Origin of the sequence: Corynebacterium ulcerans (genome assembly GCF_000767685.1) — a bacterium.
GTDB lineage: Bacteria > Actinomycetota > Actinomycetes > Mycobacteriales > Mycobacteriaceae > Corynebacterium > Corynebacterium ulcerans.
This window is the reverse complement of record NZ_CP009622.1, coordinates 1,526,044-1,548,106: the sequence shown is the minus strand read 5'-3', so window position 1 is coordinate 1,548,106 and position 22,063 is coordinate 1,526,044. Positions and strand designations below refer to the sequence as shown.

The 22,063-nt window shown below is 52.1% G+C and carries 21 protein-coding genes, 1 pseudogene and 1 riboswitch; of the genes and pseudogenes, 14 read left to right on the top strand and 8 right to left on the bottom strand.

Features of this window, described 5'->3' with window-relative positions:
- Window positions 1–56: 56 nt before the first annotated feature.
- Entirely contained in the window at window positions 57–1,673 is a 1,617-nt protein-coding gene (gene ffh, locus CULFRC11_RS07030; protein ID WP_013911799.1) for a signal recognition particle protein, read from the top strand.
- Window positions 1,674–1,910: 237 nt separating this feature from the next.
- Window positions 1,911–2,384, top strand: a complete 474-nt coding sequence (gene rpsP / locus CULFRC11_RS07025) for a 30S ribosomal protein S16 (RefSeq protein ID WP_023635930.1) — start codon at window positions 1,911–1,913, stop codon at window positions 2,382–2,384.
- An 80-nt stretch (window positions 2,385–2,464) separates the two neighbouring features.
- Here rpsP and CULFRC11_RS07020 read toward each other — a convergent pair whose 3' ends face one another.
- Window positions 2,465–2,863 carry a cupin domain-containing protein gene (locus CULFRC11_RS07020; RefSeq protein WP_023635929.1) on the bottom strand — a complete coding sequence of 133 codons (399 nt, stop codon included), beginning with the start codon at window positions 2,861–2,863 and terminating at the stop codon, window positions 2,465–2,467.
- Between the two features lie 187 nt (window positions 2,864–3,050).
- Between CULFRC11_RS07020 and rimM the strand changes: the two genes are divergently transcribed.
- From rimM to CULFRC11_RS06975, 9 genes are all read left to right on the top strand, one after another.
- On the top strand, window positions 3,051–3,554 hold the full coding sequence (gene rimM / locus CULFRC11_RS07015) for a ribosome maturation factor RimM (protein WP_038621006.1): 504 nt from the start codon (window positions 3,051–3,053) through the stop codon (window positions 3,552–3,554).
- Window positions 3,554–4,423, top strand: a complete 870-nt coding sequence (trmD, locus tag CULFRC11_RS07010) for a tRNA (guanosine(37)-N1)-methyltransferase TrmD (protein ID WP_023635927.1) — start codon at window positions 3,554–3,556, stop codon at window positions 4,421–4,423. Before rimM ends, trmD begins: the two co-directional genes overlap by 1 nt.
- A 52-nt stretch (window positions 4,424–4,475) precedes the next feature.
- The gene (locus CULFRC11_RS07005) at window positions 4,476–4,853 is read left to right on the top strand and encodes a hypothetical protein (protein WP_023635926.1); all 378 of its coding nucleotides are present in this window, start codon (window positions 4,476–4,478) and stop codon (window positions 4,851–4,853) included.
- A gap of 83 nt (window positions 4,854–4,936) precedes the next feature.
- A complete protein-coding gene (locus CULFRC11_RS07000) occupies window positions 4,937–6,943 on the top strand; it encodes a fructose-specific PTS transporter subunit EIIC (protein WP_023635925.1) in 2,007 nt (668 codons plus the stop codon).
- A gap of 61 nt (window positions 6,944–7,004) precedes the next feature.
- Entirely contained in the window at window positions 7,005–9,308 is a 2,304-nt protein-coding gene (locus CULFRC11_RS06995; protein ID WP_023635924.1) for a Tex family protein, read from the top strand.
- A gap of 188 nt (window positions 9,309–9,496) precedes the next feature.
- Complete coding sequence (gene rplS, locus CULFRC11_RS06990) at window positions 9,497–9,838, top strand: 50S ribosomal protein L19 (protein WP_013242177.1); 342 nt, start codon at window positions 9,497–9,499, stop codon at window positions 9,836–9,838.
- Window positions 9,839–10,054: 216 nt separating this feature from the next.
- Window positions 10,055–10,861 carry a signal peptidase I gene (gene lepB / locus CULFRC11_RS06985; RefSeq protein ID WP_023635923.1) on the top strand — a complete coding sequence of 269 codons (807 nt, stop codon included), beginning with the start codon at window positions 10,055–10,057 and terminating at the stop codon, window positions 10,859–10,861.
- A 48-nt stretch (window positions 10,862–10,909) separates the two neighbouring features.
- Entirely contained in the window at window positions 10,910–11,593 is a 684-nt protein-coding gene (locus tag CULFRC11_RS06980) for a ribonuclease HII (protein ID WP_230478279.1), read from the top strand.
- A gap of 4 nt (window positions 11,594–11,597) precedes the next feature.
- Complete coding sequence (locus CULFRC11_RS06975; RefSeq protein WP_013242174.1) at window positions 11,598–11,903, top strand: DUF2469 domain-containing protein; 306 nt, start codon at window positions 11,598–11,600, stop codon at window positions 11,901–11,903.
- Between the two features lie 32 nt (window positions 11,904–11,935).
- On the opposite strand, the pseudogene thiD reads toward CULFRC11_RS06975, so the two are convergent.
- The 7 genes and pseudogenes from thiD to thiC form a co-directional block, all read right to left on the bottom strand.
- Window positions 11,936–12,751 (bottom strand): annotated as a pseudogene (gene thiD / locus CULFRC11_RS06970) (bifunctional hydroxymethylpyrimidine kinase/phosphomethylpyrimidine kinase); the annotation flags it as partial.
- A gap of 1 nt (window position 12,752) precedes the next feature.
- Window positions 12,753–13,895 (bottom strand): ThiF family adenylyltransferase, encoded by a 1,143-nt coding sequence (locus CULFRC11_RS06965; RefSeq protein WP_023635920.1) that lies wholly within the window; start codon window positions 13,893–13,895, stop codon window positions 12,753–12,755.
- Window positions 13,896–14,684 (bottom strand): thiazole synthase, encoded by a 789-nt coding sequence (locus tag CULFRC11_RS06960; RefSeq protein ID WP_023635919.1) that lies wholly within the window; start codon window positions 14,682–14,684, stop codon window positions 13,896–13,898.
- Window positions 14,685–14,888: a sulfur carrier protein ThiS gene (gene thiS, locus CULFRC11_RS06955; RefSeq protein WP_023635918.1), complete on the bottom strand. Its 204-nt coding sequence runs from the start codon at window positions 14,886–14,888 to the stop codon at window positions 14,685–14,687. It abuts the gene before it with no gap.
- Between the two features lie 13 nt (window positions 14,889–14,901).
- Window positions 14,902–16,080 (bottom strand): glycine oxidase ThiO, encoded by a 1,179-nt coding sequence (gene thiO, locus CULFRC11_RS06950; RefSeq protein ID WP_023635917.1) that lies wholly within the window; start codon window positions 16,078–16,080, stop codon window positions 14,902–14,904.
- A complete protein-coding gene (locus CULFRC11_RS06945) occupies window positions 16,053–16,751 on the bottom strand; it encodes a thiamine phosphate synthase (protein ID WP_023635916.1) in 699 nt (232 codons plus the stop codon). The genes thiO and CULFRC11_RS06945 overlap by 28 nt, the downstream gene beginning before the upstream one ends.
- Window positions 16,751–18,460, bottom strand: coding sequence for a phosphomethylpyrimidine synthase ThiC (gene thiC / locus CULFRC11_RS06940; protein WP_038620630.1), 1,710 nt, complete (start codon window positions 18,458–18,460; stop codon window positions 16,751–16,753). Before thiC ends, CULFRC11_RS06945 begins: the two co-directional genes overlap by 1 nt.
- Window positions 18,457–18,571, bottom strand: a riboswitch (TPP riboswitch). (Overlaps the previous gene by 4 nt.)
- 361 nt (window positions 18,572–18,932) lie before the next feature.
- On the opposite strand from thiC, the gene CULFRC11_RS06935 reads away from it, so the two are divergent.
- From CULFRC11_RS06935 to dprA, 3 genes are read left to right on the top strand one after another with little or no spacing between them, the layout of a single operon-like run.
- Complete coding sequence (locus CULFRC11_RS06935; protein WP_031270400.1) at window positions 18,933–19,334, top strand: YraN family protein; 402 nt, start codon at window positions 18,933–18,935, stop codon at window positions 19,332–19,334.
- The gene (locus tag CULFRC11_RS06930; protein ID WP_031270398.1) at window positions 19,321–20,871 is read left to right on the top strand and encodes a YifB family Mg chelatase-like AAA ATPase; all 1,551 of its coding nucleotides are present in this window, start codon (window positions 19,321–19,323) and stop codon (window positions 20,869–20,871) included. Before CULFRC11_RS06935 ends, CULFRC11_RS06930 begins: the two co-directional genes overlap by 14 nt.
- Window positions 20,868–22,028, top strand: a complete 1,161-nt coding sequence (dprA, locus tag CULFRC11_RS06925) for a DNA-processing protein DprA (protein WP_023635914.1) — start codon at window positions 20,868–20,870, stop codon at window positions 22,026–22,028. The genes CULFRC11_RS06930 and dprA overlap by 4 nt, the downstream gene beginning before the upstream one ends.
- Window positions 22,029–22,063: the final 35 nt, after the last annotated feature.

The window sequence follows — 22,063 nt, the reverse complement described above, 5'->3', positions numbered from 1 at the left end:
CCCAGCGGTGTAATTAAAGGTGCGCAGGGAAGGTCCATAAAGGGAGTGTGCGTTTCGTGTTTGAATCTCTGTCTGACCGGCTAGGCAATGCCCTGTCAGGCCTACGGTCAAAGGGCAAAGTCACCGAGGCTGACATCAATGCTGTCGCGCGTGAAATCCGGTTGGCACTGTTGGAAGCCGATGTTTCCCTGCCAGTGGTTCGCGGATTCATAGCACGAATTAAAGATCGTGCACTAGGGGTTGAAGTATCTAAGGCTCTTAACCCGGCTGAACAAGTTATCAAGATTGTCAATGAGGAATTGACCGGGATTCTTGGTGGGGAAACTCGTCGCCTGAATTTGGCCAAAAACCCTCCTACGGTGATCATGCTGGCAGGCCTTCAGGGTGCTGGTAAGACCACTCTTGCTGGAAAGCTGGCTAAGCACCTTCAATCCCAAGGTCATACTCCTATGTTGGTGGCATGTGACCTGCAGCGCCCGGGCGCTGTCCAACAGCTGCAGATTGTTGGTGAGCGAGCAGGCGTTCCCACCTTTGCTCCAGACCCAGGAACATCCATCGACTCCAACGAGCATGAGATGGGCACTTCTCATGGCGATCCAGTAGGCGTGGCTCGCCAGGGCATCGAAGAAGCAAAGCGTAGTCAGCATGACGTGGTTATCGTCGATACTGCGGGTCGTTTGGGTATTGATGAGGCCCTGATGACTCAGGCGCGGAATATTCGTGATGCGATTAACCCTGATGAAGTCCTTTTTGTTATCGATTCCATGATCGGTCAGGACGCCGTGAATACGGCTGAAGCCTTCCGCGACGGCGTTGATTTCACAGGTGTCGTGCTGACCAAGTTGGATGGTGACGCCCGTGGTGGTGCTGCGCTTTCTATCCGTGAAGTCACCGGAAAACCCATCATGTTTGCCTCTACCGGTGAAAAGCTGGAGGATTTTGACGTCTTCCATCCCGAGCGTATGTCCAGCAGGATCCTCGGCATGGGCGATGTTCTTACTCTCATCGAGCAAGCAGAGAAGAATCTCGATCAAGAGCAAGCCATGGAAACCGCCCAGAAGCTGGGTTCCGGCGAGCTTACGTTGGAGGACTTCCTCAATCAGATGTTGATGGTGCGGCGGATGGGCCCGCTTGGGAACATCTTGAAGATGCTGCCTGGTGGTAAGCAGATGTCGCAGATGGCGGATATGGTTGATGAGAAGCAGCTAGACCGTATCCAAGCGATTATCCGTGGCATGACGCCGGCAGAACGTGAAGATCCTAAGATCTTGAATGCTTCACGACGCAAACGTATCGCTAATGGTTCCGGTGTAGCCGTCTCTGAGGTGAATCAACTTGTAGAGCGCTTCTTTGAAGCGAAGAAGATGATGAGCAAGATGGCCGGACAATTGGGCATGGGCGGCGGCGGACGTAGCGCAACCAAGAAGAAGCCCAAGGGCCGTAAAGGCAAAAATGGTAAGCGTAAACCGGCGAAAAACCGTAGTGGCGCTATGAACGGCGGTATGCCGGGCATGCCAGGTATGCCAAGCATGGCTGAACTACAAAAAATGCAAGAGCAAATGGGTGGAGCTGGCGGCTTTGGCGGCATGCCGAATCTTCCGGGGATGCCTAAGATGCCTAAAGGCATGGAAAACATTGATCTGAACAACCTTGACTTTGGCGGTAAGAAATAAGCAGATGCTTTTCCTTGGCTAGTCCACTATAGAAAAATTGGAATGGCCAAGGGGAGTGCTGTATTGTGTCTAGAGTTGTCTCAATTGTGAGGGAACGTTACAAGACATTCCTGCGTCATACCGTCACCGTCTACGGTCGGCCGGTCTGAGTCACCGCAGGTAAATCAAGGGATGAACCGGTTCAATGCACATGCAAAGAACGCCTGTACTTCCCAGTGACCCAAGAAGGAGCCTTTCATGGCTGTTAAAATCAAGCTGCAGCGTATGGGCAAGATCCGTACCCCGCACTACCGCGTTGTTATCGCAGATGCTCGCACTCGTCGTGACGGCAAGGTTATCGAGAACATCGGTACCTACGAGCCAAAGCAGAACCCTTCCGTTATCAAGATCGATTCGGAGCGTGCACAGTACTGGTTGGGCGTTGGCGCACAGCCAACCGAGCCTGTTCTTGCACTGCTTAAGGTGACTGGCGACTGGCAGAAGTACAAGGGCATCGAGGGTGCCGAGGGCACCCTTCAGGTTGCAGAGCCTAAGCCTTCCAAGCTGGAGCTGTTCAACCAGGCACTGGCAGAAGCTAACGAGGGCCCTACCGCTGAGGCTATCACCGAGAAGAAGCGCAAGGCTAAGGAAGATGCAGCTGCTAAGGCTGCCGCTGAGGCTGAGAAAGCCGAGAAGGCTGAAGAGGCTACCGAAGAAGCTGCTGCAGAGTAATTCTGTTTAGTTTTCAAGCACATAAACCGCTTAAGAAGGACGTTGTCCACTTAGGCGGTTTTTGCGTTGTGCGCTGAAACTTAGCTCTTTCCCGTCAACATGGTTAACAACAAGATTGCTTCGGAAGCAGAATCGGAAGGGGAACTCACTTTGTGGATAACCCGTTGCGGTAGATGGAGAACCTTCCCTGGAGTAAGCCGTACCGTTTTATCAGGGCATTCTACGTCGAGAGAACCTTGCAAACACTGGATGGTAACGGGATGCGCCGCCTTGTGGTCGTTGAGAACCTGTCCGGGAGCAAAAGTGAAAACGATGATATTGGCGCCTTCAGCTTGGAGTAGCCTGGTCACGGTCGGGACTTTACGCTGAGGATCAGCAGCCGGAGCCTCACGTAAAACATCGAGGCTAGTTGCGCTTTCTGCATCCCACGTGTGGTGGGCTTCTCCGAAACTATGAGGGGTATTGGTGGGGACATTCATGATCTTGCTCCTACCAGGCTAGGGGGATAGTTAAGGCAAGGATAGCTCTGCTTTTTACTCGTGCACCAGAGAACATCTGCGCTATGTGACTAGGAAGGGATATAGGTGGGCGTCGATAAGCATGCAAGAAAAGCGGCAACAGATGACAGCGGAAGCAACAGGAAGGGGAGCTGTTAAAGTATTGTCCATGGAATTAATGATTGGGCGAGTAGTTAAATCTCACGGAATCAAGGGGGAAGTCGCCGTTGAGGTAACCACCGACGAACCAGATATTCGTTTTGCGGTGGGGGAAGTGCTCAATGGTAGGCAGGGGAAAAAAGAACATCGCTTGACCATAGCCACTGGGCGGGTGCACCAAGGCCGTCTGCTCATTAAATTTGAAGAAATCCCTGATCGTACAGCAGCCGATAGCTTGAGGGGGACTCAGTTCTTCGCGCCACCGCTAGAAAACGATGATGACGAGGGAGGCTTCTACGATCACGAGCTTGAGGGGTTGGACGTACTCCAAGAGGGCAAAAAGATCGGGGAGATAACGGGCGTGATGCATGGCCCTGCCGGAGAAATCCTGGAAGTTGAGCTCGTTGGCGGCAAACAAGTACTTGTCCCCTTTGTTCACGCTATCGTTCCCGAGGTAGACCTAGAAGAAGGAACGTGCACGATTACTCCTCCCGATGGACTTTTGGAGCTGTAATGACTGCGCGAAAACTTCGGCTTGATGTCATTACCATCTTCCCGGAATACTTGGACCCGCTTCGCCATGCCTTGCTGGGTAAAGCGATCGAGAAAGATATTCTGAGCGTCGGCATACATGATCTACGTCAATGGGCGACCGACGCGCATAAGTCTGTCGACGATTCTCCGTTTGGCGGGGGACCTGGCATGGTCATGAAGCCAACCGTGTGGGGGCCTGCGCTCGATGACGTAGCACAGGGAACCGGCCTCGCCTCAGCCGCAAAATCTCTGGAATCCGCACTTCCGCATCTGGATAAACCCCGCCATGATGACATCGAGGGTGTAGAACAGACTGGGTATCAGCGCGAGGATGAAGACTCCTCATTGCCGTTACTTATTGTGCCAACACCGGCGGGGAAGCCTTTCACTCAAAAAGACGCGCAAGAATGGTCAAATGAAGAACACATCGTTTTTGCCTGCGGAAGGTATGAGGGCATCGACCAACGCGTTATCGACGATGCTGCTCACCGTTATCGCGTGCGCGAAGTCTCAATCGGAGATTACGTGCTTATCGGTGGGGAAGTCGCCGTCTTGGTTATAGCGGAAGCTATTGTTCGGCTGATTCCGGGAGTCTTAGGAAATAAACGAAGCCACGAGGAAGATTCTTTTTCCGATGGTTTGTTGGAAGGTCCCAGTTACACCAAGCCTCGCGTGTGGCGTGACCTAGAGGTTCCAGATGTTCTTTTCTCTGGTAATCACGCAAAAGTAGATCGTTGGCGTCGAGAAAAATCACTGGAGCGCACCCAACGGGTTCGGCCAGAACTACTTGAGGCTTGTGACCTGGATAAAAAAGATCGTGAGTTCTTAGCGCAGTTGCCACAAGAGTGAGAAGAAAGTGAATGGCCGGGAATGATTGCCCCTGTGCGCTGTTACTAAGGATATGAAAAGAAAAATATCCACTGACCTTAATGCACTGATTATTCCTGGCCAGCGAGACAACATACATGCGGCGCTGCGTGATGGCCTGAGCAGCCACGGCTATGAGGTTACGAGCATTGTGATTGATCCGATCGACCTCACCTGCGAGCCGGATAATATGTTGGTGACTCAGTATGCACAGGTTGAAGGTCACCCGCCCAGTGTTGAGCAGCTTTATCGTATTGTGCTCACTGGATATTCGACACTTGACCTGCGATCCGCCACAAAAGTCGTGGTGGGGCTGCTGCCGCATGATATCTATTGGTATGGAACCTCGGTGGAAGGGCACATTGATACCGCAACGACTGCGGCGTGTGCCTGGCAGCCAGACGCGGATTAACTGATCCCATTGAGTGAGAAGCCGAGGAGTATCTCGCAAATCACATAATAGGGATATCCTACCGCTGAGTCACTTTCGCTCTTATGATCGGACATATGAGTGAAACAGTACATCAGGTTCCTTTTGTGCTTGCGATTACCGCATGTCCGACTGGAATCGCTCACACGTACATGGCGGCGGAGCGTCTCACTGAGGCAGCACATGCCGAGGGCATAGAACTCAAGATAGAGACGCACGGTTCTATTGGTGTTGAAGGCACCTTCAGCGATCAAGATATTGAGCGTGCCGACGCCGTCCTCATCGCAGCCGACACAACAATCGACACAGCGCGTTTTGTGAATAAACCCTTGGTAAACGTATCGGTTGCGCACGCCATTCGTGAGCCGAATGCGCTATTACAACGGGTGGTGAATGCAGCTAAAACCCGCGATGCCACGGAGCCGGCTGCATCAGAGGATGTGCAGTCTCTAGAATCCTCCCAACAGTCGAGACCAGAGACTAGGGGAGCATCGGGAAGAATCATGTATGCGGCGTTGATGAACGGCGTGTCTCACATGATTCCTTTTGTGGTGACCGGCGGTCTCCTGCTCGCTATTGCCTTATCCATAGGAGGGCAACCGACTGCGGAAGGACTCAAGATTCCCGAGGGGTCCTTCTGGGATACCGTGCAACAGCTTGGTGTATTGGCTTTTAGTCTGATGGTCCCTGTTCTGTCTGCGTATATAGCTCAGGCAATCGCTGATCGTCCAGGTCTCGCACCAGGATTTATCACAGGGCTGGTGGCTACTACCGGGTCTTTATACAACTCAGAAGCAGGTGCTGGGTTCATAGGCGGTATTGTTACCGGATTTCTTTCCGGTTATGTGGCGCTGGGAATTCGTAAGATACCTGTGCACAAATACGTGGCGCCCATTTGGCCGATTATTGTGATTCCGATTCTTACCACGGTGATTGTTGGCCTTTTGTTTATTTACGTTTTGGGACACCCGATCGCGGCACTCTTTGAAGCACTCACGGGATACCTTGCCTCGATGCAAGGGGAATCTGTCTTGGTCCTCGGAGCAATCCTTGGGGCGATGATAGCCTTTGACATGGGAGGACCTTTTAATAAGACTGCTTTCCTTTTCTCAGGAGGGCTCATTGCGGCAGGTAACGCTCTGCCCATGGGCATGATCGCTGCAGCAATTGCAGTTCCACCGTTGGGCGTTGGCGCGGCCACGCTTATGCGTCGCAGTCTCTTTACTAAACCTGAACGCGATGCCGGTATTGCGTCTGTGTTCATGGGCTTTTTCGGTATTACAGAGGGAGCTATCCCGCTGGCTGCAGCCCGGCCATTGCAGATTATCCCCGCGAATGTGATCGGAGGAGCAGTAGCTGCTGCATTAGCAGGGGCGTTAGGAGTTAAGGACCACGTTATGCACGGCGGTCCTATCGTCGCGGTGCTGGGGGCAGTAGACAATGTGGGCGGCTACTTCTTAGCCTTGGCAGTTGGTGTGGCTGTCACGTGTGCGTTGGCTTTGATCCTTGTCGGATTCAGCGCAAAAAGAACATCCATGGCGGCCTTGACCCCCGAGGCGCCTCTTCAAGAAAACACAGAGGAAGCGGCAGCGTCTGTTAAACCGAATGAACCAATCATTATGGATGAATTGGTGTACTCGGGTTCGATGAAGGACCGTGAGGAAGCTATTCGGTGTCTTGTAGATAAAGGTGTTGTTGCCGGGCGGATTTCGGATGTGCGCGCTGTAGTAGACGCATCGCTTAAGAGAGAGCGGTTGGCGTCGACAAGCGTAGGCTACGGTGTCGCTATACCGCATTCACGCAGCACCGGAACTCATGCCGCGATGGTAGGGCTTGCCCGATTAGATACTCCAATCGAGTGGACCGACGGGGAGGAAACCGATCTCGTATTCCTCATCTGCGTTCCCTCTGATGCCGGCAAACAACACTTGAAGATTCTTTCCCGTCTTGCGCGTGCGATCATGAAAGAGGATTTTAGAACTCAGCTGCGGCAGGCACCTCAGTCTGAACTCGCAGATTTAGTGCGGAAAGTCGCAGAACCTGCAGAATCGACCACGGCAGATGCCTCTTAAAGCAGAAACCCCGCCTACCCGTTTCTGGGTGCCACAAAGGAAACTCGCTACAATCGTGTGAATGATTTCCGCGAAGATCGCTCAGGAGCTAGGAGTTAAGGAAAGCAATGTCGCTTCCGCTCTCGCACTCCTCGCAGAAGGCAATACAGTTCCCTTTATCGCTCGGTACCGTAAGGAAGCCACAGGCGGGCTCGACGACTCGCAGCTGCGTGCCATTGAAGAACGCGCGACCTATCTTAAGGAGCTGGAGGACCGGAAGCAGACGATTCTCGCCGCGATTGAAGAGCAAGGAAAGCTCGATCAAACGCTGAAAACGTTGATCCTGGAATGCGATACAAAAGCCCGCTTGGAAGATTTATATCTTCCCTACAAAAAACGGCGCAAGACTAAAGCGGATATCGCGCGTGAAGCCGGACTGGAGCAACTGCTGGATAAGCTTATCGACGCGCCCCACGCGAGCCCAGAGCAGCTTGCCCAGAGCTTTGTCACAGAGGGATTTGAAGACGCCAAGAAAGCCCTTGAAGGTGCACGCGCAATCCTTATTGATCGTTTTGCCCTGGACGCGGACCTGGTCGGAGAAGTCCGCGAGCGGATGTTTACCACGGGTTCCATGCTGGCCAGTTCCGTGGAAGGCAAAGAGCAAGAGGGGGCAAAGTACAAAGATTATTTTGAGTTTTCAGAACCTTTTACATCGCTGCCTAGCCACCGAATCCTGGCGCTCTTTCGTGGGGAAAAAGAAGGGGTGCTGCATCTAGACCTTGATGCCGGTGACGAGTCGATTTATGAAGGCATGATTGCAGAACGCTTCAACCTTGATACTTCTTCTCAATGGCTTACGTCTGCTGTGCGTTGGGGCTGGAAGACCAAGTTGGTTATCTCCTCAGGTCTCGATGTTCGTATGCGTTTGAAAGAGCGGGCGGAAGAAGGTGCTCTTGAGGTCTTTGCTCGGAACCTCAAGGATGTTCTTCTTGCTGCCCCAGCAGGTCAACGTGCGACTCTCGGTCTTGATCCTGGATACCGTAATGGAGTGAAGTGCGCCGTTGTAGACAGCACTGGCAAAGTATTAGACACGCTTATCGTCTATCCGCACCAACCACAAAATAAGTGGTCGGAAGCTGTACAAGAATTAGCGTCTGCATGCGCAACGCATGGCGTAGACCTCATGGCCGTGGGTAATGGCACAGCCTCCCGTGAGACAGAGAAGCTCGCAGGAGAAGTTGCAGATTTGATCAAAAAGGCTGGCGGCAAACGCCCCACCCCAGTCGTGGTATCGGAATCCGGAGCATCAGTATATTCGGCATCAGAGCTGGCGGCGAAAGAATTTCCCACCATGGATGTTTCTCTGCGTGGTGCAGTCTCTATTGCGCGCCGATTACAGGACCCACTCGCAGAGCTGGTCAAGATTGATCCGAAAGCGATCGGGGTCGGCCAGTATCAACACGACGTAAACCAGACCTCCTTGGCTAAAACCCTTGATGCCGTAGTGGAAGACGCGGTCAATGCTGTGGGCGTAGACCTCAACACGGCCTCAGTTCCGTTGCTTTCCAGGGTAGCTGGAATCAGCCCGACCATTGCAGAAAACATCGTGCACTACCGGGATGAACACGGTAGTTTTGCCTCCCGGGCATCGCTGAAGAAAGTTCCACGTTTAGGGCCAAAAGCTTTTGAGCAGTGCGCCGGTTTCTTAAGGATTAACGGTGCACCTGACCCCTTGGACTCCTCTGCTGTGCACCCTGAGGCTTACCCAGTGGTACGGCGAATCGCGGAAAAAACCGGGCTCAGTGTTGACGGACTTATCGGAAACACGTCGGTGCTTAAGACGTTGCGACCCCAGGACTTTGCAGACGAACATTTTGGTGTCCCCACCGTGACCGACATCCTCGCGGAGTTGGACAAACCGGGGCGCGACCCCCGACCGGAATTTGCTACGGCTACGTTCAAAGAAGGCGTAGAGAAAATCTCCGATTTGATCCCGGGGATGATCCTAGAAGGAACCGTGACAAACGTGGCAGCCTTTGGTGCATTCGTGGATGTGGGAGTGCACCAAGACGGCCTGGTACACGTTTCTGCCTTGGCGGATACCTTTGTCTCTAACCCCCATGACGTTGTGCGTTCTGGGCAGGTGGTCAAAGTGAAGGTGATGGAGGTTGATCCAGAGCGTAAACGCATTAGCCTCTCCATGAAGCTTTCCGACGAGCCCGGCGCTAGCACGGCTAAACCGACCTCGCGCAACACCAACACTGCGAAAGCTGGGCGTTCTTCGCGCGGAAACAGCACACGTAAAGCGTCGCAAAAGCGCAGCTCATCACAACCTGCAGCAGGCGGGGCAATGGCAGAAGCTTTGCGACGCGCCGGGCTCAAATAACAGACGTATATAGACAGAGGTGGGGAGAAGTTGTTCCCAGCGCACAAGCATGGCATAATTTCCACCGTTGTCTGTCTCTTTCGTGGAGCAGCTGCTTTTCATGTCTTGGGCATGAACCAGTCGAGCGCCCTGATTGTAGGGGAGAAGCCGCTAGGTTCCTCTGTCTTTTAAAAGTAAGGATTGGTTTTATGAACCTTCTTGACAAAGTCGATGCAGCATCATTGCGCAACGACATTCCAGCTTTCCGCCCCGGCGATACCCTTGACGTTCACGTAAAGGTTATCGAGGGCAACAAGACCCGTACCCAGCTGTTCAAGGGTGTTGTTATTCGTCGTCAGGGCTCTGGCGTTCGTGAGACCTTCACTGTCCGCAAGGTTTCCTTCGGTATCGGTGTTGAGCGTACCTTCCCGGTACACACTCCAAACATCGAGAAGATTGAGGTTGTTACTCGCGGTGCTGTTCGTCGTGCGAAGCTTTACTACCTGCGTGACCTGCGCGGTAAAGCAGCTAAGATCAAGGAAAAGCGCTAGTATTCGGCGCCTTGGGCCTCTGACCTGCATGAATTTCATGCGGTTGGGGGCTTTTCTTTTTTCTAGACGCGAAGAAGAATAGGTTTTTTTATGCCGAGATGTGGCTCACGGCAATATGCGAAAGTAAATCTTCATCCTAGATATGTGACTTAAATATGAGGTAATAAAACATTTGCCTACGCGAGGTTTACCTTAACGCTGCTAACATCATTCGTTGTGACTGATCAGAGTAATGGATTCAACGCGGCGGACCGTGATTTTAAACCACAGGCTCGCACTGATGCGACGGATAGAGACGCAAAAGCTAATTCTGCTGAAGGCAAGAAACCGTTGCCCTGGTTTATAGAGATACCACTTGTTGTCGTGGTGACTCTGCTAGTTATTACGATGCTGCAAACCTTCGTGGGGCGCGTCTATATGATTCCCAGCCAATCGATGGAGCCAACGCTGCACGGATGTGCTGGCTGTACAGGCGATCGTATTTTTGTAGACAAAGTGAGCTATCATTTTAGCGATCCAAAACCTGGTGACGTTATCGTCTTTGAAGGAACGGATTCCTGGAATTCTTCTTTTGTTTCGCAAAGATCCCAGAACTCACTGGTGCGTGGATTGCAGAACGTCGGCGCCTTTGTTGGTCTCGTCGCTCCAGACGAGAATGACCTAGTGAAGCGAATCATTGCAACCGGGGGACAGACCGTGCAATGTTTGGAAGGCGATGAGGGCGTTAAAGTAAACGGAAAAGTGATTGATTCTTCATATATTCAGAATCCCCCTGCTTATCCGGTAGATCCTGCGACTGGATCTGATGCATGCGGCGGCTTCTACTTTGGTCCTGTTACTGTTCCCGCAGACAGTTATTTCATGATGGGAGATAACCGGACAAACTCGATGGATTCTCGCTATCACATCGGCGACCAGTACCAGGGCACCATCCCGCGCGATCATATTAAGGGCAAAGTTCAGTTTAAGATCTTCCCGTTTAATAGGATCGGCAGCGTAGAAGATTACGACATCCAAGGGTAGGGAACTAGGTTGATTCCTAAGGGACAAGAGGCTTGCCCAAGCCTTCCCTTGCCCGCACCCCAGGGGATTAAAATTCGTAAGCTCAAACATCTTCGGACATTTGAGGGAACGCTAGAAAAATGGGGTTTGGGTCCGGTTGTCGGGATAGATGAAGCAGGCCGTGGTTCTTGTTGCGGCCCAATTACTATTGCCGCGTGCATTTTGCCCCCTCGGCCGATCGCAGCGCTAGCTACGCTGACTGACTCTAAGAAGCTTTCTCCTCGAATGAGGGAAGAACTTTATCCTCTTATCAAAAAACACGCTGTATCCTGGTCGATCCTGCATATTCCGGCATCGGAAATTGATGCATACGGTATTCAGCACGCCAATATTTCTGGCATGCGAAGGGCTGTCGCTTTGCTCTTAGAGAAGCCGGGCTATGCGCTTATCGACGCCATGCGGGTACCCGGCCTTACCTGTCCATCTCTGCCCGTTATCGGTGGGGATGCGGCTGCGCGCTGTATTGCGGCTGCTAGCGTTTTGGCTAAGCAGTCTCGTGATGAGCTGATGATTGATTTGGATAAGGAGTATCCGGGATATGGATTGGGGGATCACAAAGGATATGGGACCAAGTCTCACATAGATGCGGTGCGCCGCCACGGGGGAACACCGGAGCATCGTTATAGTTATGCCAATGTGAAGGCTGCACATGAGGAATGGGCTGCCGAGAATAAAGCAGTAATCGGGAGGTAAAGCGATGGGTGCAGAAGAACTCGACAACTATGAGGCTGAGGTAGAGCTGTCACTGTATCGCGAGTACCGGGACGTGGTTAGCCAGTTCTCTTATGTTGTAGAGACAGAGCGGCGATTCTACCTTGCCAATGCGGTGGAGTTAATCCCTCATACGCAGGGGTCTGATGTTTATTATGAGGTCAGAATGTCTGATGCCTGGGTATGGGATATGTACCGTTCCGCGAGGTTTGTGCGTTATGTCAGGGTCATTACGTATAAAGACGTAAACATCGAGGAGCTAGACAAACCCGATTTTGTCATGCCCGATTAATTCCGTGTCTTATCCTATGCGCATGCACCATGCTTGCGTGCGCGATAACCATGATCAATGGGGCCATGGCCATGTCCTACCTGCAGGGCACTGCCGTGGGCGATGGCCTCATGAAGCCACGCGGTTGACCACTCCAATGCGGTGACCAGATCCTCACCTAGGCCGAGTCGGGTAGCCAATGCGGATGATAAAGAACAACCAGTACCATGCGTATTTGTGGTCTTTATTCGGGTATTGGGTACTCGGTGAAAAGACCCAGAGGGGAAGACTACTGCGTTATCAGCGTGATCCTGGTGAAGATGACCTCCTTTGACAATGACGGCAACTCCATGTTTGCAGGACCAATTCTGCGCGTCGGTGATTGCTTTTTCCAGATTAGTGCGAAGTGGAGTGCCACAGAGTACCGCTAGTTCCGGCAGATTCGGGGTTACTACTGTGGCATGCAGTGCAAGCTCTTGGAGTGCTTTTTCAGCTTGAGGATCAAGTAGACGATGCCCACTGGTACTAATCATTACAGGATCCAAAACTACAGGCATATTGCGGTTTTGGGGTAGTGAAGCTAGCCATTGACTAACCGTAGCGATAACACCAGAATCACCTAGCATCCCGATCTTGATAGCGTCGATGGCAACATCATCACTGACCGAGTGGAGTTGTGAGCGGAGAAAATCGGTTGGCGGGGTATGTACATTCCGCACACCTTGAGTATTTTGTGCCACTAGTGCTGTAACCACGCACATTCCGTAACCACCAGCAGCAGCCACCGTTTTTAGATCTGCTTGAATGCCTGCTCCGCCGGTGGGATCTGTTCCAGCGATAGAAAGAACTCTGGGAATAGAAATATCCATATTATGCACTTTCTTTTCTTTTATTGTTTCCGCCTGGCAGATCGAGCAGCGTAATAGACGCTTGTACGGCAAGGTCGCTGTATTGCGCGATGAATTGTTGGGAACGCTGCCCGGAAGCACATGCAACAACAATTGTGCGTTTGGATTGGGCCTGAGCCACATCTACGAGTGCTGCTAATGCGGCGTCTTGCGAGACGATGCTGCTTAGTGGGACCACATGGGGAGAATAGCGTGGGGGAAATGGATCCAGGAGGACTTCGTGCGGCTCGCGAATATCTAAGAGCGCTGCCTCGCCAGCTAGGACACGTTGGAGGAGCAAGGAATTTTCCTTAGCCGTAGATTCCTTTGAAAACTCGCATGATGCAGCCGCCGCATAGTCACTGAGGCTAGTTGTGAGACTCCTTTGAGGATCTGCTACGGCTTGTATTTGGCGTATGGTGGCCGGGATAGCATCGTAGCTAAGAACCTTGCCGACCGCTCGATCCAAACCAGACAGCCATGCAAGGGCCGTAGTGGACATGAGCCCGCCGACTACGGATGTAGTCACTCCCAAAACGCCGGCTGTTGCACACGTGGGAACGGCATCGGCAGGTAGTTGATAGGGGAACACATCGCGTAGACCCACTCCGCGTTCGCGCGGCCCGGAATACCACAATGCGACATCACCATGGAACCCCAGTACCGTGCCCCATACCAATGGCGTTCCTACTATTTCTGCAGCATCTGCGACGAGATATTTGCTAGCAAAGGTGTCTGAACCATCGAGTACTATATCTGCTCCTGCTACTAATTCGCAGGCGTTGCGTGCTGTGAGAGCTTCGTTCCGGGCTTCTATGACAATGCCGGGCTGCAATGCCTGCGCTCGTCGTGCAGCTACCTCAACCTTAGGCTGGCCGCAATCATCTGCTGAGAAGAGTATTTGTCGATGAATGTTGGTTATATCGACCGTGTCATGGTCGATCAAGGTCATTTTTCCGATTCCAGCTGCGGCTAATTGCTGCACAATAGGGCACCCAAGTCCACCGATTCCCACTACTAGAACATGCGCATTATGGAGTGCCTCTTGCTGCGGCAACCCGAATCCGGGAAGCAACATTTGGCGAGAGACTCGGTGTAGCTCTGATAGCGGAAGTGACGTTTCCATTTAGAGCACCTGCTCAGGCCAGGACACAAAACCTGTTGATGTGGAGGAAGCCTGAGCATGCTCGCGTCGTGGTATCCGACCAGCTTTACGCGCATATCCACCAGCCTCAACGGCCAGCCGCATTGCATGCGCCATCATGACTGGATCTTGGCAACGATTGACCGCGCTAGCCAGGAGAACCCCGTCGCACCCAAGTTCGCGGGCGAAAGTAGCATCGGATGCGGTGCCCACGCCAGCGTCGATAAGCACTGGCACGCGCGCTCGAGAACAAATCAACTCGATATTATGCGGATTGAGAATACCCAGACCTGTCCCTATCGGTGATCCCAAAGGCATGATTGCTGCTGCACCAGAATCTTCTAAACGCTGAGCTGCGACCGGATCATCGCTGGTATAAACCAGCACGGTAAAATCCTCAGATACGAGTTTCTCGCAGGCGCTTAGGGTCTCCATCACGTCGGGAAGCAAAGTATGCTCGTCTGCAATGATTTCGAGCTTGACCCATGATGTTCCTAGCGCTTCCCGGGCCAGACGTGCCGTGATCACCGCATCCCGCGCAGTGCGACATCCTGCAGTGTTGGGAAGCGGATCAATGTTGAGCCGAGTGAGCAGTTGAAAGATAGTTTCTCCATTATGCTCGCTGGTCGATGCGCTATATCGCCGCATAGCCACTGTTGTTAATTCAGTTCCGGATGTGACTAATGCTTGCTCCAAGATTTCTTGGGAGCTCGCTCCTCCCGTACCCATAATGAGATGAGAAGAATATTCTTTGTCAGCGATAGTAAGCACTTAACCTCCTTGAATCGCAGTGAGTATGTCTACGCGATCGTTTGGGTGCAGACGACGCAGCCACTGTGAGCGTGGGATCACTGTGCCCTCAACAGCAACGGCAATACCTGCTCCTTGGTGTCCGGGGGTAACAATTTCTGCCACTAATTCAGATACAGTGCGTGCGGTGATTTCCTGCACTCTTCCGTTTAGTTCTATACGCATAAGCATGTGTCCTTTAGCCATTAACTAGGTGTCGTAATGGACAACACGCGCGGATATCTGCGCTCAATGGTTGTCCTAAAACAAGTTCTCGACTCACTCGAGCACCCAAAGCCGCCAATAAGATTCCATGTCGGAAATACCCAGTGGACATAACTACATGGTCGTTGACACGTCCTAAATAAGGAAGATCATCAGGTGTACCTGGGCGTGCGCCCGCTGTTGCCTCAATAAAATCGCAGTCTTCCAAGCCTGGTGCTATGCGGACTGCGTCTCTCAAAAGATCGTGAACACCGCCAAGATGAGGAGCTGGTCGAGAGTCTTCTCTCGTCGTGGCTCCTAGTGCGATCGTTCCGTCATCGCGCGGGATGATATAAATCGGGCGGCCCTCTACAAAACCTCGGATCACCTTACATGTGAAAGGCTGGAGGTAAGAGGGGACACGCAGCCTCACTATATCCCCATACACAGGCCGCAACTTAAGCGGTGACGATTCCTGGGTTGCACAAGGATGCCAACCTGAAAGCGTGCTTGCTCCGAGGCCATTAGCTACAACTACCTGGTCGGCAGGAAAAGTAGAGCCCGTTGTATGAACCTGTACGGGAGTGCCGCCTTTGTCAGACTCACTTATGCGTAGGTGCGTTGCGGTTAAAGAATGGAACGCCACACCAAGGTTGATCGCGGCGTCATAGAGTGCGGCAGCAAAAATTCGAGGAGCAATCTGGTGATCGCCGGGGATAGAAGCGACTCCTGCCAAATGCGGGTGCAGCGCGGGTTCAATCTGGCGGGCTTTGCTTAGTGGTAGGCGCTCTACATTCATGCCATAGGCATGTTGGTAGTGCATCACATCGCGTAGATGTTGAGCGTCGGCGCGGTCTGCCGCAACAACGAGCGTGCCATCATCGCGATATCCTATGGGAAGCGACGTGTGCTCGGTAACGGTCTTTATCAATTCTGGATACCATAGAGCCGAAGTCTGCATCAGCGGGAACAGCGAATCCTGCTGATAAATCATTTCTGCAGTGGGCGCGAGCATTCCACCCGCATGGTAGGTGGCGCCACTCATTGGGGCAGGATCTACAACATTAATATCGAGGTGCTGCTCTGATCGGTGCGACGCCAATTCTACTGCGGTAGCCAATCCTAGGATGCCTGCGCCAAGAATCACTATGCGCATGAGCTGTCCTTTGCCCATTGGCGAGCTCCGCGATCAAATTCTCTGAGAATCTTAGAGGCAAAGTCCGTAGGATCTGTTGCTTCCATAAATCCGCGTACTACAGCTAGTCCGGACACCCCTTGGGCAGCAAGAGGCGCTGCATCATTAAGGGTAATGCCACCGATGGCTACCAGTGGTACCGCGGAACGGGTGACAAGCTCTGCGTAGGAATCTAACCCTAGAGGAGTTCGCCCAGAGTCTTTCGTCGGGGTCTCACGGAAAGGACCGCACCCGATATAGTCAATGTACTCGGCCTGTGTGTTTGCTTTTTCGACGAGCTCTAAGGTTCCCGTAGTCAGACCGATGGTGGCTTCTGCTCCAAGGAGTTTTCGGCAGATGCGCGGGCTGAGATCGTCTTGCCCCACATGAACACCTGCGATCGGAATGTTCTGAGAACGCAAAGCAATAGCTACGTCTAGACGGTCGTCGATAAGCACCCGCGTAAGTGGATTGATTGTGGCTACTGCACATGCAACTTCGCTGGAAAGCTTATACAGGTCACGAGCGCTAATTGGCTTAGAACGTATCTGAATAATGCCAGCGCCGCCAGCCGCGGCCGCCACTGCGATGTGGACAATATGACGTGGGTCGGGCAGATGTCCTGTGACAAAGTAGCACCGTAGATCCACTGGAGACGTGGTTTTACGCACTAGTCTAGAGCCCTTCCCGCGTCTGGAAAGTTTTGCGAGCAGCCTTGAGGTATATCTGTCGAGGGGATTCCTAGATCCGTGGGGAACGCCGAGCGTATGTCTTGTGATATGCGCATGGAACAAAATTTGGGGCCGCACATTGAACAAAAATGGGCGGTTTTAGCAGGCTCTGCTGGGAGGGTCTCATCGTGGTAATCCATTGCTGTGACCGGGTCCAAAGACAATGCGAATTGATCATGCCAACGAAACTCAAAACGGGCCTTGCTCATGGCATCATCCCAGGCTCTGGCGCCAGGATGTCCTTTAGCCACGTCAGCTGCGTGAGCCGCGAGTTTATATGTAATAACACCAGTTTTTACGTCGTCGCGGTTAGGCAGTCCCAGGTGTTCTTTAGGCGTGACATAACACAGCATGGCTGTGCCGCCCATTGCTATGGTAGCTGCGCCAATTGCGGAAGTAATATGGTCGTAACCAGGAGCAATGTCCGTAACGAGCGGTCCAAGCGTATAAAACGGTGCATCGTGGCACCATTCTCGCTCATGCTCATTATTAACCTGAATCATATTCAAAGGCACATGGCCAGGTCCTTCCACCATGACCTGCACATCATATTCCCAGGCGCGTTTAGTGAGCTCACCGATAGTTTTAAGCTCTGCGAATTGTGCTGCATCGTTAGCATCGGCCAAACTACCTGGCCTGAGGCCATCGCCTAAGGAAAAAGCGACGTCATAACGCGCGAAAATCTCACATAGATTGTCAAAATTTTCGTAGAGGAAAGACTCTTTGCCATGTGCGAGACACCAGCCCGCCATGATAGACCCGCCACGACTGACAATGCCGGTGACCCGTTGGCTGGTTAACGGAATATGTTTGTACAAAACCCCAGCATGGATGGTCATGTAATCCACGCCTTGCTCGCATTGTTCGATGACCGTATCTCTAAAAATCTCCCAGGTGAGGTTTTCAGCTACACCATTGACTTTTTCCAATGCTTGGTAAATAGGAACCGTGCCAATGGGAACAGGGGAGTTACGGATGATCCATTCACGGGTGGTGTGTATATCATTTCCGGTGGATAAGTCCATCACTGTGTCTGCACCCCATCGGGTTGCCCACCGCAGTTTAGAAACTTCTTCTTGAACTGAAGACGTGACAGCAGAATTACCAATATTAGCGTTGATTTTGGTTAAAAACTTCCGGCCAATAATCATGGGTTCTGACTCAGGATGGTTGACGTTATTGGGGATAATGGCACGTCCTCGGGCAACCTCGCTACGCACAAGTTCTGGGTCACAGTGCTCGCGTAGCGCAACAAACTCCATTTCTTTAGTAATGATTCCCGCCCGTGCGTAGGCCATTTGCGTAATTCGCTTTCCGGGAAGACCTTGGCGAGGAGCACGCTTTTCTCCCTGCCACTCATAGAGTGCTGAACCTCGCTTTTGTGCCGCTTGTCCGTCGTCGGCCAAACACGGAGTGCGTCCTTGATACTTTTGTGTGTCTTCTCGCTGTTCAATCCACTCTTCACGCAGAGCCGGTAGCCCTTTTACTGGGTCACATTCTGGACCGCGCGTGCGGTAAATGCGGAAAGGCTCATTGGGGCCGGTGGGGGAATCGTCTAATGCGACTTCAGTTTCAGGAACAGCCAGGCCATTGCGGAGAATAGGGGAGTAAGAGTGCTTGAAATGGTTTTCTTCAGGGGTAACCGACATTGGCTATATCTCGCTTCCTACGCTGGTGCTAACCAGACAGGTTCGAACGGTGCGAACACGGTGACAGTGTTCTTCTCAGCCCGATTCCATCGGGCACCCGTGGGGATAGATGTATGAGCCAGCATAACTATGTTCGGCTTATGCACGGAACAAATATGGAAAAATTTCACTATTCAGGGGGTGCGTAATAGTGACCATCAGGTTAAGCAGTAGTTGCTATGACTTAGATTGTGAGGTTATGCAGTGAAGCCGCTGGGGGGGGGAACACAAAAGCGGAAAGAACGCAAGAGCATGTGACTGTTGTGATGAGTCTGTGGATAACGCGTGTATCTAACTAGACCTTATCCACAAGCCAAGAGCTTTTACCAGGTAGTTACTGAAAAAATACGGATTTTATCGCATGATCAACTGCACAACTGAGGCAGCATAAAGCCTTGATCGATAGTGCAACCTAAGAAAATAGGAAATAAAGATGGAAGCCATTTTTAGTCATGCGCCTACTCATATACAGCGTCCACAGCATCTTGTAACAGGGGAGGAAGGTGAAAAGATTGCTGCACAGTGGTACCAAGCCAAGGGCTACGTGGTAGTAGAGCGCAACGCACAATTTCCAACAGGAGAACTTGATTTGGTGCTTGAAGCTCCGGACGGGAGCTTTGTTTTTGTTGAAGTAAAAACTCGTACCACACCGCTTTATGGGATAGAGGAGGCTATTACAGCTAAGAAACTCAGAAAAATGCGCAAAGCAGCATATTTATGGTTACAGGATAAAAGATGGTTGAACATTCGATTCGATGCGATTGTTATCTGTATCGCCAGGGACTCTTCTGTGCAGATCACCTGTTATGAAGGGATCGATCGTGGCGCTTGCTAGAACCCTTTCCGCAGCGATCACGGGAGTAACAGGTTATGTTGTTACCGTAGAAGTAAACATAGGACCAGGGCTTCCCGGAACGTATGTAGTAGGGCTTGCGGATGCTGCGATTGCTGAAGCACGAGACCGCATGAAAACAGCCGTGCAAAATTCAGGGCTCGCGTGGCCTAAAACAAAAGTGATCGTTAGTTTGTCCCCAGCTTCGTTGAGAAAATCTGGTTCACAGGTCGATTTAGCTATGTGCATGGAGATCTTGTGTGCTGCAGATACACGGTTGCCAGCGTTGCGACGACTTGAGTCCACGATGCTCCTTGGAGAAGTAGCATTAGATGGCGGTATCAGGGCTGTCCCCGGTGTAGTTCCAGCGCTGATCGCTGCGCGTGACCAGGGGATTAAAACAGCTGTTATACCAGTTGGGAACGCTGAAGAAGCGAAAGTGATAACGAGCATCTCGGATATCAAAGTCTTGATCACGCCTACTATTTCCGCAGTTCTTGAATGGCTAAGAGGCGCGGATAATCTGCAGTCAGTAGGGGAGAATAGCGCTCATGGGGAAAGGAACGGGTACTCGATTGCAAACGGAAAAGATTTAGCAGATGTGGTTGGGCAACCTGAGGCTAAGCGTGCTGCGGAGATAGCTGCAGCGGGTGGACATAATTTGTTTATGATCGGCCCACCTGGGAGTGGAAAATCGATGATAGCGGAGCGAATTCCCACGATTCTCCCTCCACTCAATTCTGAAGAATTGTTAGAAGCGATGGCTGTGCATTCAGTCGTTGGAAAAACATTTCGGAGTCTTGCCACGCATGCTCCTTTTGTCGCTCCGCACCACTCTGTGAGCCGGGCTGCTCTTCTAGGCGGTGGTGCAGGGAACGCGCGACCTGGGGCTGTGAGTCTTGCTCACACAGGCGTTCTTTTTCTTGATGAGGTAAGCGAAATTCCCGCCCGCATATTGGATTGTCTCCGTACCCCTATGGAGGAAGGATGTGTGCGACTTGTGCGAGCGCAACAAGAAATACGCTTTCCAGCGAGATTTCAGCTTGTTGTGGCGGCGAATCCGTGCCGCTGTGCAGTTGAAGATCCTGTTCAATGCAGGTGCACCTCTACAGTACGGAGGAACTACCTGAGCAACGTATCAGGTCCGTTGCGCGACCGGATCGATATCATTGTCCGAACTCACTCAAAGGGACCGCTGTTGTCTGATGGATATGAGGAATCAAGTTCCACGATTGCACAGCGGGTGTCGGAGGCTAGAGAACGCGCGAGGTTTCGTTGGCAAAAAGCAGGATACGGTGTTCAAACAAATGCGGCGATGAATCCGCATGTGTTGCGTCGAGAATTTCCGGCAGATTCTGCGGGAATGGCGCTCCTTACGGCTTACCTTGGCGACGGAAGCATAAGCCATCGAGGTGCGGATAGAGCTTTAAAAATGGCGTGGACGCTCAGTGATTTAGATGGTGCAGCTATTCCTGATCTGGGGCACGTAGCACAAGCACTGGAGCTACGCGATGATCGATCACTGGGAGCATTGGTATGAACGACCGTTTGAAAGCATGGGCGTATTTATCGCGAGTATTTGAAGGGCCGAACCGAGAACTTCAGCGGTTGCTACGGAAAGGGATTGACCCAGAGCGAATAGTCTACGCGTTGAAAAATCGTGAACCTTGGCTTGGAGCGGCACTTTTGAGGTCAACACAGGCTCGTTGCCAGTGCGATAACGCGCAAGAGGATCTGAATCGGATTTCAGATCTTGGTGGTCGGCTTATCACCGCAGATGATGATGAATGGCCCCGGCATCTTTTTGAGAGTGCCTTTAACTTTGCCGAATCTGGAAAGAGTGACCACAACCGTTCATATCAAGAGGATGCGGTGATGCCGCATGCGTTGTGGGTTGTGGGAAAAAACCTGTCGGAATGCACGCAGCAGTCAGTTTCGGTTGTGGGAACGCGTGCAGTGAGTACATACGGAAGGGAAGCAACGAAGCTTCTGGTGGCTGGCTTGGTGGACCATCAGTACTCGATTGTCTCCGGTGGCGCCTTGGGCATAGATACGCAAGCGCATACAGAAGCGCTTAATAGATCCGGAACTACAGTCGTGGTAGCGGCTAGGGGATTGGACAAAGCATACCCATCGAGCAACGCCGGGTTGTTTCGTGCCGTTATGCAAAAAGGATGCATGGTGAGCGAATACGCGCCAGGTCTGTCTCCGCACCGCCATCGCTTTCTTACGCGTAATAGATTGGTAGCTGCTTTATCTCTGGGGACAGTTGCAGTAGAAGCTGCGTGGCGATCAGGTGCACTAAATACGCTGAGCTGGGCAAGCGCTTTAGGGCGCGTGGCCATGGCTGTGCCGGGCCCGATTACTACAGTTGGCTCTCTCGGATGCCATGAACGGATACGGAACCATGAGGCGGAACTAGTCTGCAGTGCAGATGAGATCCGTTCCTTGATCTCTGCAATTGGTGAGGTCGATGTTAATGAGCAATATGAGATATCGTTCGCTCCTAATGCCGTGCAGAAGTTAACTCGAAACGAACTTCGAATTTATGACTCCCTAGGTCCAGAAGCTGAGATAACAGAAAGTATCGCTAGACGGGCCGGTGTTTCTATCGGCTTAGCCGTTCACTTATTACTTGAGCTATCAAGCAAAGGGATGGTGCAAAGAGAAGGCGCCGGTTGGCGGCGCAATGTGTAATTTTTAATGGTAAACAGGCGAAAACCTGATGGAAG